The organism is Chitinophaga ginsengisoli, assembly GCF_003014595.1.
Classification (GTDB): Bacteria; Bacteroidota; Bacteroidia; order Chitinophagales; family Chitinophagaceae; genus Chitinophaga; species Chitinophaga ginsengisoli.
This window is the reverse complement of record NZ_PYGK01000006.1, coordinates 38,253-57,061: the sequence shown is the minus strand read 5'-3', so window position 1 is coordinate 57,061 and position 18,809 is coordinate 38,253. Positions and strand designations below refer to the sequence as shown.

11 protein-coding genes are annotated in these 18,809 nt (G+C 44.2%); 2 read left to right on the top strand and 9 right to left on the bottom strand.

Annotation, left to right across the window (positions count from 1 at the left end):
- Window positions 1–15 precede the first annotated feature (15 nt).
- On the top strand, window positions 16–534 hold the full coding sequence (locus CLV42_RS16040) for an RNA polymerase sigma-70 factor (RefSeq protein ID WP_106602937.1): 519 nt from the start codon (window positions 16–18) through the stop codon (window positions 532–534).
- Window positions 535–554: 20 nt separating this feature from the next.
- Window positions 555–1,937, top strand: a complete 1,383-nt coding sequence (locus CLV42_RS16035; protein WP_106602936.1) for a S41 family peptidase — start codon at window positions 555–557, stop codon at window positions 1,935–1,937.
- Window positions 1,938–2,218: 281 nt separating this feature from the next.
- Here the strand turns inward: CLV42_RS16035 and CLV42_RS16030 are convergent, their stop codons facing one another.
- From CLV42_RS16030 to rpoC, 9 genes are all read right to left on the bottom strand, one after another.
- Window positions 2,219–3,583: a hypothetical protein gene (locus CLV42_RS16030; RefSeq protein WP_146154395.1), complete on the bottom strand. Its 1,365-nt coding sequence runs from the start codon at window positions 3,581–3,583 to the stop codon at window positions 2,219–2,221.
- A 320-nt stretch (window positions 3,584–3,903) separates the two neighbouring features.
- On the bottom strand, window positions 3,904–4,659 hold the full coding sequence (locus CLV42_RS16025; protein WP_106602934.1) for a DUF4397 domain-containing protein: 756 nt from the start codon (window positions 4,657–4,659) through the stop codon (window positions 3,904–3,906).
- Window positions 4,660–4,729: 70 nt separating this feature from the next.
- Entirely contained in the window at window positions 4,730–6,094 is a 1,365-nt protein-coding gene (locus CLV42_RS16020) for a hypothetical protein (RefSeq protein WP_106602933.1), read from the bottom strand.
- 99 nt (window positions 6,095–6,193) lie between these two features.
- Window positions 6,194–9,352, bottom strand: a complete 3,159-nt coding sequence (locus CLV42_RS16015; protein ID WP_106602932.1) for a TonB-dependent receptor domain-containing protein — start codon at window positions 9,350–9,352, stop codon at window positions 6,194–6,196.
- A gap of 119 nt (window positions 9,353–9,471) precedes the next feature.
- Window positions 9,472–10,434, bottom strand: a complete 963-nt coding sequence (locus tag CLV42_RS16010) for a FecR family protein (protein WP_106602931.1) — start codon at window positions 10,432–10,434, stop codon at window positions 9,472–9,474.
- 886 nt (window positions 10,435–11,320) lie between these two features.
- Complete coding sequence (locus tag CLV42_RS16005) at window positions 11,321–12,742, bottom strand: APC family permease (RefSeq protein ID WP_106602930.1); 1,422 nt, start codon at window positions 12,740–12,742, stop codon at window positions 11,321–11,323.
- 104 nt (window positions 12,743–12,846) lie between these two features.
- Window positions 12,847–13,461, bottom strand: a complete 615-nt coding sequence (locus tag CLV42_RS16000) for an OmpH family outer membrane protein (RefSeq protein WP_170117533.1) — start codon at window positions 13,459–13,461, stop codon at window positions 12,847–12,849.
- Window positions 13,462–13,606: 145 nt separating this feature from the next.
- The gene (locus CLV42_RS15995; protein ID WP_106602928.1) at window positions 13,607–14,296 is read right to left on the bottom strand and encodes a DUF4397 domain-containing protein; all 690 of its coding nucleotides are present in this window, start codon (window positions 14,294–14,296) and stop codon (window positions 13,607–13,609) included.
- Window positions 14,297–14,395: 99 nt separating this feature from the next.
- On the bottom strand, window positions 14,396–18,691 hold the full coding sequence (gene rpoC / locus CLV42_RS15990) for a DNA-directed RNA polymerase subunit beta' (RefSeq protein WP_106602927.1): 4,296 nt from the start codon (window positions 18,689–18,691) through the stop codon (window positions 14,396–14,398).
- Between the last annotated feature and the right edge of the window lie 118 nt (window positions 18,692–18,809).

Here is an 18,809-nt window from a genome sequence, read left to right as displayed (position 1 = left end):
CACATATCAAACTATATGTCTGATAACCCATCCAGAACACTCTTTGGTCAATTATTTGAAGCCAACAGGGAAAAGGTCTACCGGTTAGCATTCAAACTTACTTCCGATCCACAACGGGCGGAAGAAATTACTCAGCAGTGCTTTATCAAGCTCTGGGAAAACATGCATAAAGTACAGGAAGGTCAGGATGTCTTCCCACTATTGTTCGTATTTACCAAACACATTGTCATCGATGAAACCCGTAAACTATACCGCGAAAGACAATCACTTTCACAATTGTCCTCCAACCAGGTGTCATCAGAAAACAAAGACGAGGAACAACTGCTGCGCAAGGAATTCAGACAACAGGTCCACAAGCTGATTGAACAAATGCCGGAACAACGGCGCAACATTTATCTACTTAGCCGTGACAAAGGAAAAAGTTACAAAGAAATCGCCGACCAGCTAAGCCTATCACCTGCTACTGTAAGAAATCATCTTAATCTCGCGCTGCAATATATCAGGCGGGAAATGATGGCCCACTATGACATGTAACTATTTTAACCCGCCTTTATATGTTCCGAAAAATAACTATTACCCTGGCGTCGTCGCTGCTGATTTTTTCCTGTAAGAAAGATGATGTGGTCAAACCAGAGACTCCTACCGGTCCCGTTACCCAACGGGAGATCAATAACTGGGTGCTGGATAGTATGCGATACTTTTATCTCTGGAATAACACGCTACCTGCTGCGGCTGACACCCAACCATCTGCAACCGAGTTCTTATCGCGGATAAAAAATACAGCCGACAGGTTTTCTGTTATATACCGGCAGGACGATCCTTCCAGCTTTCCCAAATACATGCTCTACTCGTTTGGTATAGCATATAGCATTATCGCCTACCCTACCGCACCCGGAGGCGCTATAGGCGTGATCAATCTGGTAGTGCCCGGTTCTACTCCTGCGTCACAAGGACTGCAAAGAGGACAGTACTTTACTGCCATTAATGGTAATACGCTTACTACTGCCAACGCAGCAACGCTTAGCCAGGAAATGCTGAATGCTAACAGTGCAATTCTTACTATGGCCACAGCAGATGGCACTACGGTAACTAAAGGAGAAGACATTCCCCTCATAGCAAAAAGCATCCGTGAGCAACCGGTTTACAAACAAAGTATACAAAAGGTAAACAATAAGACGGTCGCCTATCTGTTCTACAATGCCTTCGATGACAATTATAATGCGGGACTGATCAACGCATTCCAGCAATTCAAAACTGCCGGCGCTACAGAACTGATACTGGACCTTCGCTATAACCCCGGTGGCAGTGTGGCAGGCGCCGCTCTGCTGAATGCGCTGATTGCTCCGGGAATAAATGAAGGCAGCATATTTGCAAAATACTCAGGCAATAACAATATGGGACAAAGGACCGTCACCTATAAAGCTACACTGGCCGTGCCTGAAAGCGGCGGACCTATATCATTCAGCTCACTATCTCCCAACAGACTTTCATTACAACGCGTATTTATTCTTTCTGGTCCGCAGACGGCATCTGCTGCTGAATTAACCATTAACACACTGAAACCCTATATGCAGGTTGTACAGATAGGTCTTGGTACCCTGGGGAAAGATAAAGCAGCGGTAATCATTAATGATATGCGCTCTCCCAAACGAATTCTTTATACACTCCTGCCGCTCACCTATAATCTTGCCAATGCAAAAGGAGAAGGCGGTTATATAGACGGTATTACACCAGACTACCGCATAGACGAACTATCCCATCTCCCATTACTGCCTATCGGAGACATGAATGATCCACTTATAGCCAAAGCTATCTCCCTGATCTCCGGTGGCGGCAGACAACAGCCTTATCCTGAGACTATTGTACAACGACACTTTGATTCACAGGCAGCAGTCGCTGGTGGGAATATTCTGAAGATACCGGCTGGATTGAGGTAAATAAACAATCTGTCAACTTGCAAGACTTCTCCTTCTCTGCATGTTACTAGCAATATTTAGGATACTGATAGCATAACTGTTGACATTTGCCATAACTTTTAATAAAAGAGGCTGTATCAGATATGAAGTGTCCCAAAAAGGTTAGACACTATTGGTGCAATTTCATACCTGATACAGCTTCTTTTATTCAGACGCCTGATGGAGTCAGGATTTGTCTAAGTAATTACAATGATGTTCATTTATTTTTGATACATTCTCCTAAATAATGATCTCAGCTCGCATTAATTGAAACGACCGAAACCGGCAGTCCAGTCAACACCACCCCATGTGAACGCACCCGCAGCAAATGTCCGGGCATCGGATGTAGCCGCAGGGAAGTAGCTAACCATAAATGGGCTAACGAGGTTAATACCTGCATTAGGATTCGTACCTGTGTAATCCGAGTTCAGCGGTAAAACCATGTTGTAAAACTGCATTGAAGTTAAGCAAGGACTGCCATTTTCAATAGTGAACGGCGCATACGGAGTACTGGCAGTTGCAAATGCATGTACCAGATTGTTATCTAATACTGACGCTCCGCTTGCAAAAGTACATGGAGTATTACCTAAACCTCCGTCAAGAGAAATCCCTGTCAGGAAACCCATGAAAATGGAGTTTTTGACATCGAAACGGGCACTTCTTCTAAAGTGTGCTCCACGGCCATATCTGCCGATACCTGATGGAGCGCCATTAGTAATACTTGCAGCAGCAGCATTTGGCTGACCAATGATAGTCATGTGATTGATAACTGGTCTGGTGATTGGAGTCTTTGTTGAATCACCTGAAGCCAGGTTATCACACTCTATGCCATTTGACTGGCTCTTATCGGCACGGGTGGGGTCAGAAACTCCTAATGCATAATTGATCGTACCAGTGTAACCATTATCAAAGTCGAACATGTCATCCAGTGGATGGTATGCGATCAAATAAGAGGCGCTAACAGTGCCACCAAAGAATTCGAACGCATCATCTTTTGCTTTGTAAACTTCAACGTGGTGGATAGTAGTACCTGAACCAACGCCTGCCAGTGTTAGACCATTCAATTCATTGTCAACTGATAATTCATAACCGGCATACTCAATTCTAACATAAGTCAGAACACCTGAGTTGTCTGTATTAACTGTCCCCCCATAGTAAATACTTGCCGCTGGAAATTGGCCGATACCTTCTACCTGCGCAGAATCTCCCTGATTGATATCTGCCTTGCCCAACAGTACGATACCTCCCCAGTCACCTGATGCGGGAGATGCCTGATCAGATGTAAATAAAATAGGGCTTCCCTGAGTGCCCGCAGCAATCAGTTTTGCTCCGCGGGTAATAACCAGTGTCCCGCCTGGAGTACCTTTAATGCCCTGGATCAGCGCACCTTTAGAGATTGTAAGTGTAGCGTTGTTACTTACGTAAACAATACCACTTAATTTGTACACCTTACAGCTGTCCAGAAACAGATTTGAGGTAATGACACCTGAAATAATGCTGTCGCCGCAGGAATGGATTGGGCCGGCGGTTAATGAACGACCATTTGCTACGTTCGCATCTTTCTTACATGCAATTCCCAATGAAAGTAATGCTACAGCAATCGAAAGAATCATTGATTGTTTTTTCATGAGGTTCTCTTTTTGTGTTGTTTATGAGTGTATTTAAGATTATTACCTGATCGGGGGGTATTTGGGTTTACGCGTATGCAAAAGTTTAGAAACTATATGTAAGAGTTGCGTTATAAGTCTTGTATAGGTGCCTGATAGTCTTTCAAATCTTTTACTTTTGAACCGGTGTTACATGGCTGAACCTATTAAAAAAAGGTATGCTGTCGATACAACATACCATTAGCGAAACATTCTATGAGACGTTATTCTTTATAACATCTTATTTCTAGTCGGGGGTTCTTGTGTCTTTTAGTATTGATTCCGTTTAACTAAATAATATTTTAATAGGCTGCACTTTCAGCCAGAAATTTCCATCTTCCTCTGGCCTGCATACCTGTCAACGTCATGATCTGCCGTTCTCCTGGTAAAAAGTTGGGTGATAATCCATCTATGCCGAATGCATCTACCAGAAATTCACCAGTAGCTTTATCTTTTAGTTTGATTATATATTGGATTGGTAGCCCGTCTTCACCGGTTACCGCTAGTTTTGTCTGATTAGAATGTAGTTTATTCTTTTCAAGGTTTAACCAGGAAATGCCCGTATCCTCATAATCTGTCCCATTAAACTTGAATAGATATCCATCTACATGTACATCATCTGCCTGTAGTTCTACCGGCAATTGATTGAATAGGAAAAATACTGCTGAATCAGCCGGTATGTTCCCGTCGCTGCCAGTCATGAAACTCTGTATACCTAAAGTAGGGCTATATGCCAGCTTTAGCGTCAGTTTTTCACCGGCAAGCGCCTTTACGACAGTGTCCAGTAATACGTCGTCAGTCCCTGCTTTCTTAAATGAAATTGTACTTGATTGTCCGGCTGCCAGCATCAGAGGAGATGAAATCCCCGCTACCGCTCCGGCAGTAAGTGAATCTACTTTGGTTTGTCCCACATATATATCAACGTTAGCTGTGCCAGGCAATGCCAGCAGTTCAGCTGTAAAAGAAGCGAAGCTAAATTCGCTTACTGGTTCCCCCTTTTTGCATGCTGCCAGCAATACTAAAGCAGCCAATAAAATAACCTTTGAAAATCTCAGCATGTTTTTAATTTGTTTTTGAAGAAAGTGTGGAGAGACTTGCTCTCCACACTTATAGTGATGACCTCTGATATTAGAGACGTACGAAACCGGCAGTCCAGTCAGCACCTCCGAATGTGAATGCACCAGCAGCAAATGTGCGGGCATCGGAAGTAGCAGCTGGGTAGTAACCAGGAATAGTTCTTGCGAACGGATTAACCAGGTTAATACCAGTGTTCGGATTAGTTCCACCATAAGCACTGTTAGCAACAGTAGCTTTGTTGTAGAAATCTGCTAAAGAAGCATTCAGCTCATTAGCATACGGAGCCCATGGAGTTGATGCAGTTGCAAAGGCATGCACCAGGTTGTTATTCAGAGTAGAAAGACCTCTGAAGTAAGCAGATTTAGTGTTGCCTAAAGCTGAATCAAGAGAAACACCAGTCAGGAAACCCATAATAACTGAGTTCTGCAGATCGAAACGACCACTTCTTCTAAAGTGTGCACCACGACCATATCTACCGGTACCTGAAGGCTGACCGTTAGTGATGCTTGCAGCAGTAATATTCGGCTGGCCGATGATAGTGATGTGGTTCAGCACTGGTCTGGTGAACGGAGTCTTGGTTGAATCGCCTGTAGCCAGACCATCCAGCTCGATACCGTTTGACTGGCTCTTGTCAGCACGGTTTGGATCAGAAATACCCAGTGCAAAATTGATTGTACCGGTATAACCGTTGTCGAAATCGAACATGTCATCCAGTGGGTCAACAGCGATCAGGTAAGAAGCGTTAACAGTACCACCGAAGAATTCGAATGCATCATCTTTTGATTTGTAAACTTCAACGTGGTTGATTGTAGTACCGGAACCAACACCACCCAGTGTCAGACCGTTCAGTTCATTGTCAGTAGACAGTTCATAACCAGCATACTCGATTCTAACATAAGTCAGGACACCAGAGTTGTCGTTATTAATTGAACCACCATAGTAAGCACTCGCAGGAGGAGTACCACCGATACCTTCGATCAGAGCAGTATCGCCCTGGTTGATATCAGCTCTACCTAAGAGAACAACACCACCCCAGTCGCCAGATACAGGAGATGCCTGATCTGAAGTGAAGAGGATTGGAGCAGCCTGAGTACCAGCTGCGTTGATTTTAGAACCACGGGTGATAACCAGTGTACCACCTGGAGCTCCTTTAATACCTTGGATCAATGCACCTGGAGCGATGGTCAGTGTAGCGTTGTTAGAAACGTACACAATGCCACTCAGCTTGTAGATTTTGCAATCTCCCAGATACAGGTTAGAAGTGATTACACCGGAGATAGTGCTATCACCACAGGTGTGGTCAGCTGCAGCAGCTGTCAATGGACGGTCGTTTACGACATTGCTTTCTTTCTTACAAGCAGTGCTCAGCGCGATCAGAGCAGCGGCAACAGAAAGAATCAGAGAGTGTTTTCTCATGGGTTCTCGTTTTGAGTTTGTTTGTTTTTTTGTTTGTGTCTGTGTCTAAGAATACTACCTGATCAGGGTTTTTTCTCGGGTTTACGCGTATGCAAAAGTTTAGAAACTATATGTAAGAGTTGCACTATAAGTCCTGCCTGGTTTTGCCTGATAATCTATCCGGTCTTCTCCTTTTTGATACAGCAGGTCTTTGATACTTGGGTCTTTCTCGTTATTACTGATAGCCGGGTCTTTATAAAAATTCCTGTAAACAATAGAGTAACTATTCAACAGATTGGAAACATTCAGACGCAGCTGCATTTTCTGCTTCAGCATTCTGATGGCCAGCTGTGCATCAAGTGCTTCAATCGGACGCTCAAAAAGTGACTCGCTATAATATTGCGCGGGGCGGAACATCCTGTTGCTGACATAATTATATACCAGACTGAATGAAACAGGTTTTATATCGTAATAAAACCCCGCATTTACCATGTAGTTACTGGCACCTGTCTGTGGCCGCTTTTCTTCTCTCCTCACAGATTCAGTTGGGAGTACTTTATTCGGATTATTAGGATCTAATTTGTTGTAATCAAAATCAACAGGCGTTACCCGTGAATCCAGCGCCGTGAAGTTTCCATAAAGGGTGACATTCTTGATAACAGGTACATTGGTAAATGCCAACGTCTTTCTCACCTCTATCTCCAGACCATAGTTTTTCGCGGTCTTGTTATTCTTCAGCTTATATAACCTTATGTCACCCTGTTTGTAAATCTCCATAGGATCTTGAAAGTTCTTGTAGAACAGAGACGCTGATATGATCTCTCCAGGACCAGGATACCACTCATAACGGAAATCAAAATGCTGCACAGTTGTTGACTTCACCAAAGCACTTTCATATGCACCACCTAATTCAAAATCATACTCACGGAAGAAGGAAAGCTCTCTGAGATCCGGACGAATGATACTCTTTGCATAAGACAAACGAAGATTCATTGTTGGATTAACACTGTAGGTCAGATTTGCAGAAGGGAAGAGATGCCAGTTCGGCTCACGGTTCAACAGCGCGCTATAGTCCAGTTGATTGTTTCCACCTCTTGATCCGTTAATCTCTCTGAACACAGAATCCAGTACACTATTAATCTTATTGAGATTGAAATATTCTGCTCTTAACCCCCATACCAATCTCCACTTTTCATTGATCTTATTATCCAGCATTGCATATATACCATGTAATGCCGCTGTTCTGTGAAAATCGTCAGTAAAACGGCTCAGGTAGATTTCACCACCTCTTTCTGGTGTAAACAACTGTGATAATGGTGGATAATCCTGAGAATTAAAACCTTTAGATCCTGTATTCAACACATAGAACAGCCTGTTCTTGCTCCATCCTGAATAACCCACTTTGAAGGTATTATCTGTCTGGATCTTATCACCGCCGAATTTAAACGGAGCAGATAATCCGAGGTCCCAGTTGTAATCTTTCTCATACGCTCTGCTCCACCAACGTAAAGCGCCCTCACTGATGCCACCGCTAAACGGCGACTTGATATTAAACTCATTGGAAGGCAGTTTGCCATCTTCTATTGGGGTAGCAAGGAACTGGTGATTGTCCGGCTTTTGCTTATCGAGCAATACATAGCTACCTAACCATTTGAGTTTGATACCACGTTTACCTAAAGCCTGCTCACCCTTCAATTGTGTTTGCCAAAGCGAAGTCTGTGTTGTGAGATCATAGTATCCCAGCAAATGCCCGTTCGGATCAGCATGTTCTCCCTCTCCTATCAGTAACTGCTGGTCCAGCGTACGGATATAAATACTTTGCAGATTTAACCTTGTACGCTCACTCTTATAACCGATACCTACCAATCCTCCCAGGTTAGTGACAAACCCATATCTTTTACCTGTAAAACCACCATCAAATCCATCCCTCGTCATTTCTATATCCTGCGTCTGAAAGGTGTTTCTATAGCTCGCGGATGCAACAATACCAATCTGCCGTTTTCCAGTGAGTGGCAATACTTTTCCACCTGATAACTGGTAGTTCGGTGAAACCGGCGCTTTCATTTCATATACGCCCCAGTTATTGCTGAATTGCTTTACATCTTTATTGCTCGCTTCATATTTTGCAATAATATCAGCAGAGTTGTTCCACTTCGCCTGACCCAGCAGATTTCTATGATCTGCAGCTTTGCCCCAGTATTCCTTGCCTTCCAGTTTCAAGGTGCGAAAATTCTCACCAGTAGTCAGATTATTAATACTTCCGCCTACACCTATGTTCAGGAAATCCCGCGCAGGCATGTCAAGCGTATTCACTTCTACCAGACCACCACCAAATTCAGCACTGCGATCGGGCGTTAATGTCTTTACTACAGTGACATTTTCTACTATGTTCGCAGGAATAATATCGAAACTGAAGTTCTTTCTATTCAGTTCAGTGCTCGGCATGATCTGGCCATTCAGCACCGCCTGATTATAACGTTCACTTAATCCTCTTACTACTACATATTTGTTATCTACCGTAGAGAGACCACTTACGCGCTTCAATACTTCACCTATATTTTTATCAGGTGTCTTGCTGATCTGCTCAGCGCTGATACCATCCGTAATGGCAGCATTATTCTTCTGCAGCGCATACAAACCCTCTACTGAGGCACGTTTGTAACTCCCGGTAACAGTAACTTCTTTTAACCGGGAACTGCTGCTTTTCATGATAATATCAAGTGGAGTAACGCCACCTTCTTTCACTATTACTTCAGTCACCTTACGGGTGTCGTAAGAAACATAACTGAATGTAAGTGTATAAGTACCTGGTGCCAGGTTCAATTCATATGTTCCGTCAACACTTGTCACAACCCCCAGTCCGCCATCAGCCTGGATGGTAACACCCGGTAAAGGTTCATTTTTGTTATCTACAATTTTCCCCTTTACACGTCCCTTTTCTTTATTGGACGACTTTTCCTGTTTACCCTGTTTTAAGGCTACCGTATTATTTGCAAAAATGATATCTATTGGTGCATAGACATCCAGATAATTCAAAACCTGTCCCAGTGTTTGCCCCTCAAATTTCACAGTTTCCAGTGCGCAATGTGCCAGATAATCCGGATCATATGCGAAAGTATACGATGTCTGCTGCTCCAGTGATTTTACAACAGCTGCAGCGTTCGTGTGTTGTAAATGCACTGATACTTTATCCCCTAATGATTGATAAGATTGTCCCAATAACACAGCAGGAACCCCTGCTGAAAAAAAACATAACAGGAAAGCTTTCCAACTGTGCATAACTCTCCCATTACAAAACCCCTTTGTAGATTTTTGCATACTTTAGAAATTGCTATTTAATAGTAAATAAATACAGGTCCGGTATCGTTTGCCCGGTAAATTATGTTGTGACCTTTACATCATTTTGCCGCAGTGATCTCATACGTGTTGTCGCCCTTCTTCTCAACCTGGAAACCATGTACATATCTTATAGCTTCCAGAATATATTCGATTGGTGCACCTGCCCGGAACACACCGGATACTTTATATGACCTTGTTACAGTTTTGTCTATTACAATGTTACATCCATAACGGGATTGTAACTTGGCAAACACATCTTCTAATGAAGCCTTATCAAATACGAGCTTACCGTTTTTCCAGTCCATTACTTCTCTGACATTGAAGGCCATTGGCTTGAGGTAGTTCTTTCCCCCGTAACGTATCATTTCTCCGGGCTTCAGTATCAGGGAGAATGATTCACTTATCACCGCTATCTTTCCATCCAGCAAGCTTACCTGTATACTGCTATCAGCAAAATTGCCGGTGGAAATATTAAAAGAAGTACCAAGCGCTGTTGTTTTCAGATTACCGGTATGAACACTGAAAGATTTCTTTGAATCCTGTGCTACTTCAAAAAATGCCTCACCAAGCAACCAAACTTCCCTGCTGGTATCATTATAATTGTGGGGATAAACGATCCTTGAATGAGGAGCCAGCCAAACACGCGACCCATCTGTCATGGTCATTAGCTTAATATTCCTGTCATTGTTAGTGAGTGTATCCCAGGTGAGTGCAAGTGTGACCTTTCCTCCATTTCGTTGTCTTTGCTGCAACAACCACGTGCAAACGCCTAACAACACTACCGCCGCGGCAGCTATACTATACCATCTGCTATAGATGATCGTTTCCCTCTTTCGTTCCTTAACAGGGCTTACTAACGGTTCAGGCACTATTTCCCTTTCCACTTCTTCATATATGCTATCAAACCACTCATCTGCTTCGGGAGTTTCGGACTGATCAAGATAAGCAGCAACCAGTTCAGCTTCTGCGGCTGTACAGTCACCCTTAAAATATCTTTCAAGTAATTGCTTATCTATTTTCATTTGTTAGTAAGTGGTAATCTAAATATTCAATCTACATAAAGAGAACGCTGGCGAAAGGAAGAGATACTAATCGGAAAACACGAGTTCATAATTCCTTAACATGAAGGCCTGGTAGTGCCTTAGTATATACATCTGCCTCTCATGGACATACCGGGGCAGGTAAGCTCCCTCTGGGATGTTGTGGTGTGTTGGTACCTGAAGTCCTGAAGATATTGAATAGGGGACTCTACAAGATAAAATACTGGCTTTTCGAAGGTAGCTCTTTCGGCATAAAAAAAGCGTATGGTAGATACCATACGCTTGTTGTTAAGATTGTCATGTGAATGTTCGAGAATGCAAATCGTGTAGGCTTTTAATGGTCATTATGGGATTCAGAGATTTTTTCAAATCATCTTCATTCCCACCCAATGAGAAATAATTGCCTTTATAAATATTTTATTGAATGTTTTTTTTGATGTTGTTTGTTGTTGGCATATAGTCTTCTAAATGTTAACTTCTTTCCAGTACGCGCTACCTATCTTCAAACAATGTTGTTAAATAATTATTCATACATGCATCATTTAATGAATGTGTGAACATCTATTCGCCTTCTACTCCTGTATTCTTGCGGGCTTCCACTTTAGTGAAATATGATAGGTTCCCTCCCCTTCTAATCATTGCTCTTTGGAAAAGCAATGCTCTTTGTTGACAAAGGGTTTTCTATTCATACGTGTCGTTGCGTCAAGGGTTACACACAAATCAATCCTCTATTTCCGGAAGTCTTCATGCAAATTACATCAATTCACTGAAAGTTCCACAGCAGTGGGATAAATTTTCAACCATTTTACATACAACTTTTGTGTCAAACCCGCATTATTAGTTGTCCATCTTAGCTTTCCCGTATCTTCTAAGCTGTTTTTTGTGTCTTCATGGCCAGATAATACAGCGGGAAACCAATAACGATGATCAATAATCCGGATAAAGCATAGCCGCTCTCAAAACGAAGTAACAATAATGCCAGTACGGATGCTACCACAATATACACCATTGGTAATAAAGGATAGCCAAATGCTTTATACGGCCGTGGAATATCCGGGCGCTTGTTGCGTAACACAAAGATACCAGCAATTGTGATAACATAAAAAATAAGTACACCAAAAATTACCATTACCAGCAAATCATTGTATTTACCGGTCAGACATAACAACGACGCCCACACGCATTGTATCCATAACCCATTAGCTGGTACGTTATCTTTATTCAGTTCAGCCGCTTTCTTAAAGAACAATCCGTCCTCAGCCATTGTATAGTAAATACGGGCGCCAGACAGGATCAATCCGTTGTTACATCCGAAAGTAGATACCATGATCATTACGGCAATCACCAGGGAACCACTTGATCCGAAGATCTGCTCTGCGGCAACAACAGCTACACGGTCTTTCGCTGCGAAAGCAATATCATGCATTGGCAACACCGCCAGGTACATCAGGTTGGCGCTTACGTATACAATGGTCACCAGCAACGTACCCAGGAATAAAGCACGGCCTATATTCTTCTGCGGATTTTTGATCTCTGCAGCAATGAAAGTAATATTGTTCCATGCGTCACTGCTGAACAATGATCCTTTCATAGAAATAGCGATGGCGCCACATAAAGCCAGTCCGGATAACAGTGTGGTAGTTACCTGTCCATCTACCTGCGTCAGGCTTACGGCTTCCCAGGCATTAGCCCAGTTAGCATTCCATACTTCCTGTTTTGCGCCCAGCAGAAACCCGAATATGATCAGGCCAAACAAAGACAGCAGTTTTGCCAGTGTAAATACTGTCTGGATGATCTTACCGCTCTTAATACCACGTGTATTGATCCAGGTAAGTAATATAATGGAGATGATAGCCACAATCTGCGCTGCCGATATCTTTACCAGGCCCGCATCCAACAGGATATGTTCTTCACTGAAAGCTGGGATAAGATAAGAGGAAAACTTAGCAAACGCCACTGCTACAGCCGCAATAGTACCTGTCTGGATCACGCTGAACTGTGTCCAGCCGAACAGAAAGGCTACTAACGGATTGTAGGCTTCACGCAGGTAAACATACTGTCCTCCTGCCTTTGGAAACATACCGGATAACTCACCATAACTCACTGCCGCGATAATTGTAACAATACCGCCCAAAACCCACATCAATGTTAACCAGCCTGCAGAACCCACATTACGGGCTATTTCTGCGGATACAAGGAATACGCCGGATCCTATCATCGACCCAGCTACGATCATGGTTGCGTCCAGCAGACCTAAACTGGGACGAAAAGCTGTGTTGTGGTTTTCCATATGTTCTTGTGTCTATATGATTAAAAAAATCCCGTCTCAGTAATGTTTACGAGACGGGATTCCAATTTATAATTATTTTTCAAACGTTGCTGCTATAGCAACTATTATTTTTTTACCTCAGTTGATGCGTTAGCTTCATTCAGCCCCTTAATTACTTCATTTGTAATGTCATACTTGTCATCCTTGTACAAAACATTACTAGCGCCTGAACGGTAGGAAAGAATATAGGCATAACGTTTATTACTGTTATACTTTGCCAGGAAATCGTTCAGCCTTTTCTGCAGTTCTTCGTTGAACTTGTTCTCCTGCTCTGCATACTGGGAACGCATAGCCTGTGCCTTACCTTCCAGCTGCTGCTGTTTGTTATATAAAGCACGCTGGGTAGCTTCACCTTCTGACTGCGTCATACCGTTAGCTCTGCGCTGAAAATCAGCTGCTTCGTTCTGTAATGCACGTACATTTGCCTGTAGTTCATTGTCGATAGCCTGCTGTTTCTTCTCTAATTCAGACTTCTTTTCCTTGAAATATTCATAGTGAGCTTCAACAGTATCAATATCCACATATGCAATGATAAAACTGCTATTAGATGCTACACTGTCGCCCTTGGCAGCCGCCGGACTATTGTTCCCCTGTTTGTTATTCTGTTGACAAGCAATAAATGTTCCGGCTGTCAGTACCGCTAATAATCCGCTTTTCACAAGTTGTTTAGTAGTGCGCATGTTGTTAGGTGGATTTTTTAATCTCCTTAAATACATTTTTAAAATTGAACGGCTAAAATAAGGTTTTTAGATGATTATACTTAGTCCCCCACTTTCTTAACAACACTTTCACATATAAATTTTTCACCTGCTCCGGAAACCGCCTCTAATGTACAAACGTTACCAGTTTGAAGGAATCAACATTCCTGACATTCCCATACCCGATAATGGTATATTGTTTCTGGTCCTGTATCTCATAGGAATGACTATTGTTTCCCATCAGGCTCAGGGAAGAGTCTGCATATCGGAGGTCCACATTACGGGTGCCTACCGACACCTCTGCAAAATCGGTAGCCGCCAGATACCCCTGCCGGCGGAATATCCGTACATTGTCCACATACATGTCCAGGGTCAGCCTGGAAGTAGGAGTCGTATAGGTATCACTCAGGTTAATGTACCTCACTTTGCCGAAATTGGCCCGGGAGGGTGCCAGGTGGTCTTCAACAAGCCTTAACTGCAGCGTCCTTGTATTATCCAGCGACAGGAATACAGAATAATAATGACCATTCCTTAGGCTGATCTCTCCTCCTCCAATCGCAACAGTATGGTTCCCGGCCGGATAGATCCGCAGGGTGTAACGTTTTGCCAGAAATGAATGGTAACCGGTACTCTCACCATATCCTACTGCACTTCCGATAGTGGTGGTATCGATCAGCACATCATATTCCCGGCCAGGTACTGCCGTAAAGAAATTGATGTTGGAACTTGTTTCCGGTATAGAGCTGTCACTATTCTTATTACAGGCTATCATGCCTGCTACTGCTAATATCAATAGAAAAAAAAGCCGTTGCTTCATAACAATCGTCCGGTAATTTAATTGCCGGAAAGTTACAGGTAAAAAAAATGTCCCGTGCGTAGTGCCGGGACATTTTTTTTATACATGAATGAATCTGTTCTATTCTTCTTCGTCAAACTGGAATACTTCTTTGGAAGACGCCAGGATATCATATTCTTCTTTGGATCCTACGATCATGTTTTCGAACTCACGCAGACCAGTACCTGCAGGTATCAGGTGACCGGTAATTACGTTCTCTTTCAGGCCGAGCATGTCATCTGTTTTACCGTTGATGGCTGCAGAAGACAGTACTTTGGTTGTTTCCTGGAAGGATGCTGCAGAGATCCAGCTGTGAGTACCCAGGGACGCCTTGGTAATACCTTGTAACAGCGGGCTGGAGGTAGCCGGTTTTGCATCACGGAATTCCACCAGTTTTTTATCTGCACGACGCAGCAGGGAGTTCTCTTCCCTTACCTGACGCAGGGTAACGATCTGACCAGCTTTCAGCGTAGTAGATTCACCTGCTTCGGTAACCACCTTCTTATCGAAGATGTTGTCGTTTTCTTCAAAGAATTCAAATTTATCGGTAGTGTCACCTTCCAGGAAGCGGGTATCCCCAGGATCCTCGATGTTCACTTTACGCATCATCTGACGTACGATCACTTCAATGTGCTTGTCGTTGATCTTCACACCCTGTAAACGGTATACTTCCTGTATCTCATTTACCAGGTATTCCTGAACGGCAAACGGTCCTTTGATGGACAGGATATCCGCAGGAGTGATAGAACCATCAGACAGCGCAGTACCTGCTTTCACGAAGTCACCGTCCTGTACCAGGATGTGACGTGTCAATGGCACCAGGTATTTCTTGATATGACCTTCACGGCTTTCGATGATGATCTCACGGTTACCACGTTTGATGTTACCGAAAGCTACCACACCATCAATTTCAGATACGATGGCAGGATTGCTTGGGTTACGTGCTTCAAACAGTTCGGTTACACGTGGCAGACCACCCGTGATATCGCGCAGTTTACCAAGTATACGAGGGATCTTAACAATTACCTGACCAGCTCTTACAGCTTCACCCTCTTCAATTACGATGTGAGAGCCTACCGGCAGGTTATAAGATTTCACCTCTTTATTACCATCTACATAGATAGACGGGATCTTGTTCTTGTCTTTTGTTTCAATTACCACTTTCTCACGGTGACCAGTCTGCTCGTCAGCCTCTTCACGGAAGGTGATACCTTCGATGATGCTATCGAAACGGATGTTACCCGCGATCTCAGATACGATAACGGCGTTGTATGGATCCCATGTACAGATCATGTCACCTTTCGCAACTTTCTGTCCGTCTTTTACCAGCAAGGTAGAACCGTAAGGAATGTTGTTAGTGATCAGCAACCTGTCGTTCTTCACGTCCATGATACGTAATTCACCTGTACGGCCAATTACTACCTGCACTTTATCGCCTTCGTTGTTTTCGTATGTAGTGGTACGTAGACCATCGAACTGGATAGTACCGTCGAATTTAGCCTGTAAGCCGGTATCCACGGAAGTAGAACCAGCCACACCACCCACGTGGAAGGTACGCAGTGTCAGCTGTGTACCAGGCTCACCGATGGACTGTGCTGCGATGATACCTACAGCATCACCACGCTGGGTCACATAACCGGTAGCGAGGTTTTTACCGTAACATTTCACGCACACCCCTCTGCGGCTTTCGCAGGTCAGTACGGAACGGATCTCTACGGTATCGATAGAGCTATCTTCAATACGGTGAGCGATATCTTCGTTGATCAGCGCTCCTGCTTCTACGATCAGTTCCTCTGTGTGAGGATCGAATACGTCGTGCAGGGAAGTACGGCCAAGGATACGGTCGTACAGCGGCTCAACCACCTCTTCATTGTCTTTCAGTGCAGAAGTTGCAATACCACGCAGTGTACCACAGTCTTCTTCATTGATTACCACATCCTGTGCTACGTCCACCAGACGACGGGTCAGGTAACCCGCATCCGCCGTTTTCAGTGCCGTATCCGCAAGACCCTTACGGGCACCGTGCGTAGAGATGAAGTATTCCAATACGTTCAGACCATCCTTAAAGTTGGACAGGATCGGGTTTTCGATGATCTCGGAACCGGTAGATCCACTCTTACGCGGTTTCGCCATCAGACCCCTTAAACCAGCCAGCTGTTTGATCTGCTGTTTGGAACCACGCGCACCAGAGTCAAGCATCATGTACACAGAGTTGAAGCCCTGTTTGTCATTTGCCAGCTCGCGGATCAGCGTTTCTGTTACTTTGGTGTCCACACGAGACCAGATATCGATGATCTGGTTATAACGTTCGTTATTCGTGATCAGACCCATGTTATAGTTATCCCATACCTCATCCACTTCGCTGGCAGCACCATCGATCATGTGCTGTTTCACTTCAGGGATGATCAGGTCATTGATATTGAAGGACAATCCACCACGGAATGCGGTACGGAAACCAAGCTGTTTGATATCATCCAGGAACTTCGCAGTCTTAGGGATATCAGTGTACTTGATGATGTCACCGATGATTTCACGCAGGGATTTTTTAGTCAGCAGTGCATTCACATAACCAGCTTCTTTTGGAACGTGCTGGTTGAAGATCACACGGCCTACAGTTGTTTCGATCAGCTTAGTTTCCAGCTCGTCCTTCTCATTACGTACAGTCGCTCTTACGCGGATGTTCGCATGCAGGTTCACTCTCTGCTCGTTATAAGCGATGATCACCTCTTCTGCAGAATAGAAAGCCTTACCTTCTCCTTCTACTTTTTCAGTAGGAGTAGATTTTTTGCCTTTGGTGATGTAGTACAGACCCAGTACCATGTCCTGTGAAGGCAGGGTGATAGGCGTACCGTTCTGCGGGTTGAGGATGTTGTGTGATGACAGCATCAGTAACTGTGCTTCCAGTATCGCGGCATTGCTGAGCGGTACGTGCACGGCCATCTGGTCACCATCAAAGTCGGCGTTGAACGCAGAACACACCAGTGGGTGGAGCTGGATCGCTTTACCTTCCACCAGTTTAGGCTGGAACGCCTGTATGGACAAACGGTGCAGCGTCGGAGCACGGTTTAACATTACAGGATGTCCTTTCAGTACATTCTCCAGGATATCCCAAACCACTGCTTCTTTTCTGTCAACCAGCTTCTTCGCTGATTTTACCGTTTTAACGATACCTCTTTCTATCAGTTTACGGATAATGAACGGTTTGAACAGCTCAGCCGCCATATCCTTCGGTAAACCACACTCGTGCAATTTCAGTTCAGGACCTACCACGATAACGGAACGACCAGAGTAGTCAACACGTTTACCCAACAGGTTCTGACGGAAACGACCTTGTTTACCTTTCAGTACGTCAGACAGGGATTTCAGTGCACGTCCGCCTTCTGCTTTCACCGCATTTGATTTACGGGAGTTATCGAAGAGGGAGTCAACTGCTTCCTGCAGCATACGTTTTTCGTTACGTAAGATCACCTCTGGCGCCTTGATCTCGATCAGACGTTTCAGACGGTTGTTACGGATGATCACCCTGCGGTACAGGTCGTTCAGGTCGGAAGACGCAAAACGCCCACCATCCAATGGAACTAACGGACGCAGTTCTGGTGGTACTACAGGAATGTATTGCATTACCATCCACTCAGGACGGTTTTCAACACGACCATTTGCCTCACGGAAAGCTTCCACCACGCTCAGACGTTTCAGGGCTTCTGCCTTACGCTGCTGGCTGGTTTCAGTTGCCGCCTGGTTACGCAGCTGGTAAGAAAGACTATCCAGATCAATTCTGGCCAGCATCATTTCTACCGCTTCAGCACCCATCTTGGCAATGAACTTGTTTGGATCCTCGTCAGGCAACAGCTGGTTGTCTTTCGGCAGGGTATCCAATATGTCGAGATATTCTTCTTCTGTCAGCAGATCGCCGTAGTTCAGGCCTTTCTCCTGTTTAGCGCCAGCCTGTATGATCACATACCTTTCGTAGTAAACGATGGTTTCGAGTTTCTTGGAACTCATCCCCAACAGGTAACCGATCTTATTAGGTAATGATTTAAAGTACCAGATGTGTACAACAGGCACAACCAGGCGGATGTGACCCATTCTTTCACGACGTACCTTTTTCTCGGTCACTTCCACACCGCAACGGTCACACACGATACCCTTGTAACGGATACGTTTGTATTTTCCGCAATAGCACTCATAGTCCTTTACGGGGCCGAAGATCCTTTCACAGAATAAACCATCACGCTCCGGCTTGTAAGTACGGTAGTTAATGGTTTCCGGCTTCAGCACTTCCCCATAAGAGCGCTCCAGGATGGAATCCGGAGAAGCCAGACTAATGGTAATGCTGCTAAAGTTTGATTTAGGACGATTTTCTTTCTTGATGGCCATATATGTTGTTTAAAGAAAATTCACATGTTATTCAGTCCGCGGGCATAGACAGCGTCCATGTAGACCGTGTCTGATTATCTAAAGCCTAAGGCCCATAGTCCAAAGCGGCTTGCTAAGG

Coding starts and splice junctions, on each gene's coding strand:
- CLV42_RS16040 (WP_106602937.1), top strand. CDS start 16: ATGTCTGATAACCCATCCAGAACACTCTTTGGTCAATTATTTGAAGCC.
- CLV42_RS16035 (WP_106602936.1), top strand. CDS start 555: ATGTTCCGAAAAATAACTATTACCCTGGCGTCGTCGCTGCTGATTTTT.
- CLV42_RS16030 (WP_146154395.1), bottom strand. CDS start 3,583: ATGAAAAAACAATCAATGATTCTTTCGATTGCTGTAGCATTACTTTCA.
- CLV42_RS16025 (WP_106602934.1), bottom strand. CDS start 4,659: ATGCTGAGATTTTCAAAGGTTATTTTATTGGCTGCTTTAGTATTGCTG.
- CLV42_RS16020 (WP_106602933.1), bottom strand. CDS start 6,094: ATGAGAAAACACTCTCTGATTCTTTCTGTTGCCGCTGCTCTGATCGCG.
- CLV42_RS16015 (WP_106602932.1), bottom strand. CDS start 9,352: ATGCACAGTTGGAAAGCTTTCCTGTTATGTTTTTTTTCAGCAGGGGTT.
- CLV42_RS16010 (WP_106602931.1), bottom strand. CDS start 10,434: ATGAAAATAGATAAGCAATTACTTGAAAGATATTTTAAGGGTGACTGT.
- CLV42_RS16005 (WP_106602930.1), bottom strand. CDS start 12,742: ATGGAAAACCACAACACAGCTTTTCGTCCCAGTTTAGGTCTGCTGGAC.
- CLV42_RS16000 (WP_170117533.1), bottom strand. CDS start 13,461: ATGCGCACTACTAAACAACTTGTGAAAAGCGGATTATTAGCGGTACTG.
- CLV42_RS15995 (WP_106602928.1), bottom strand. CDS start 14,296: ATGAAGCAACGGCTTTTTTTTCTATTGATATTAGCAGTAGCAGGCATG.
- rpoC (WP_106602927.1), bottom strand. CDS start 18,691: ATGGCCATCAAGAAAGAAAATCGTCCTAAATCAAACTTTAGCAGCATT.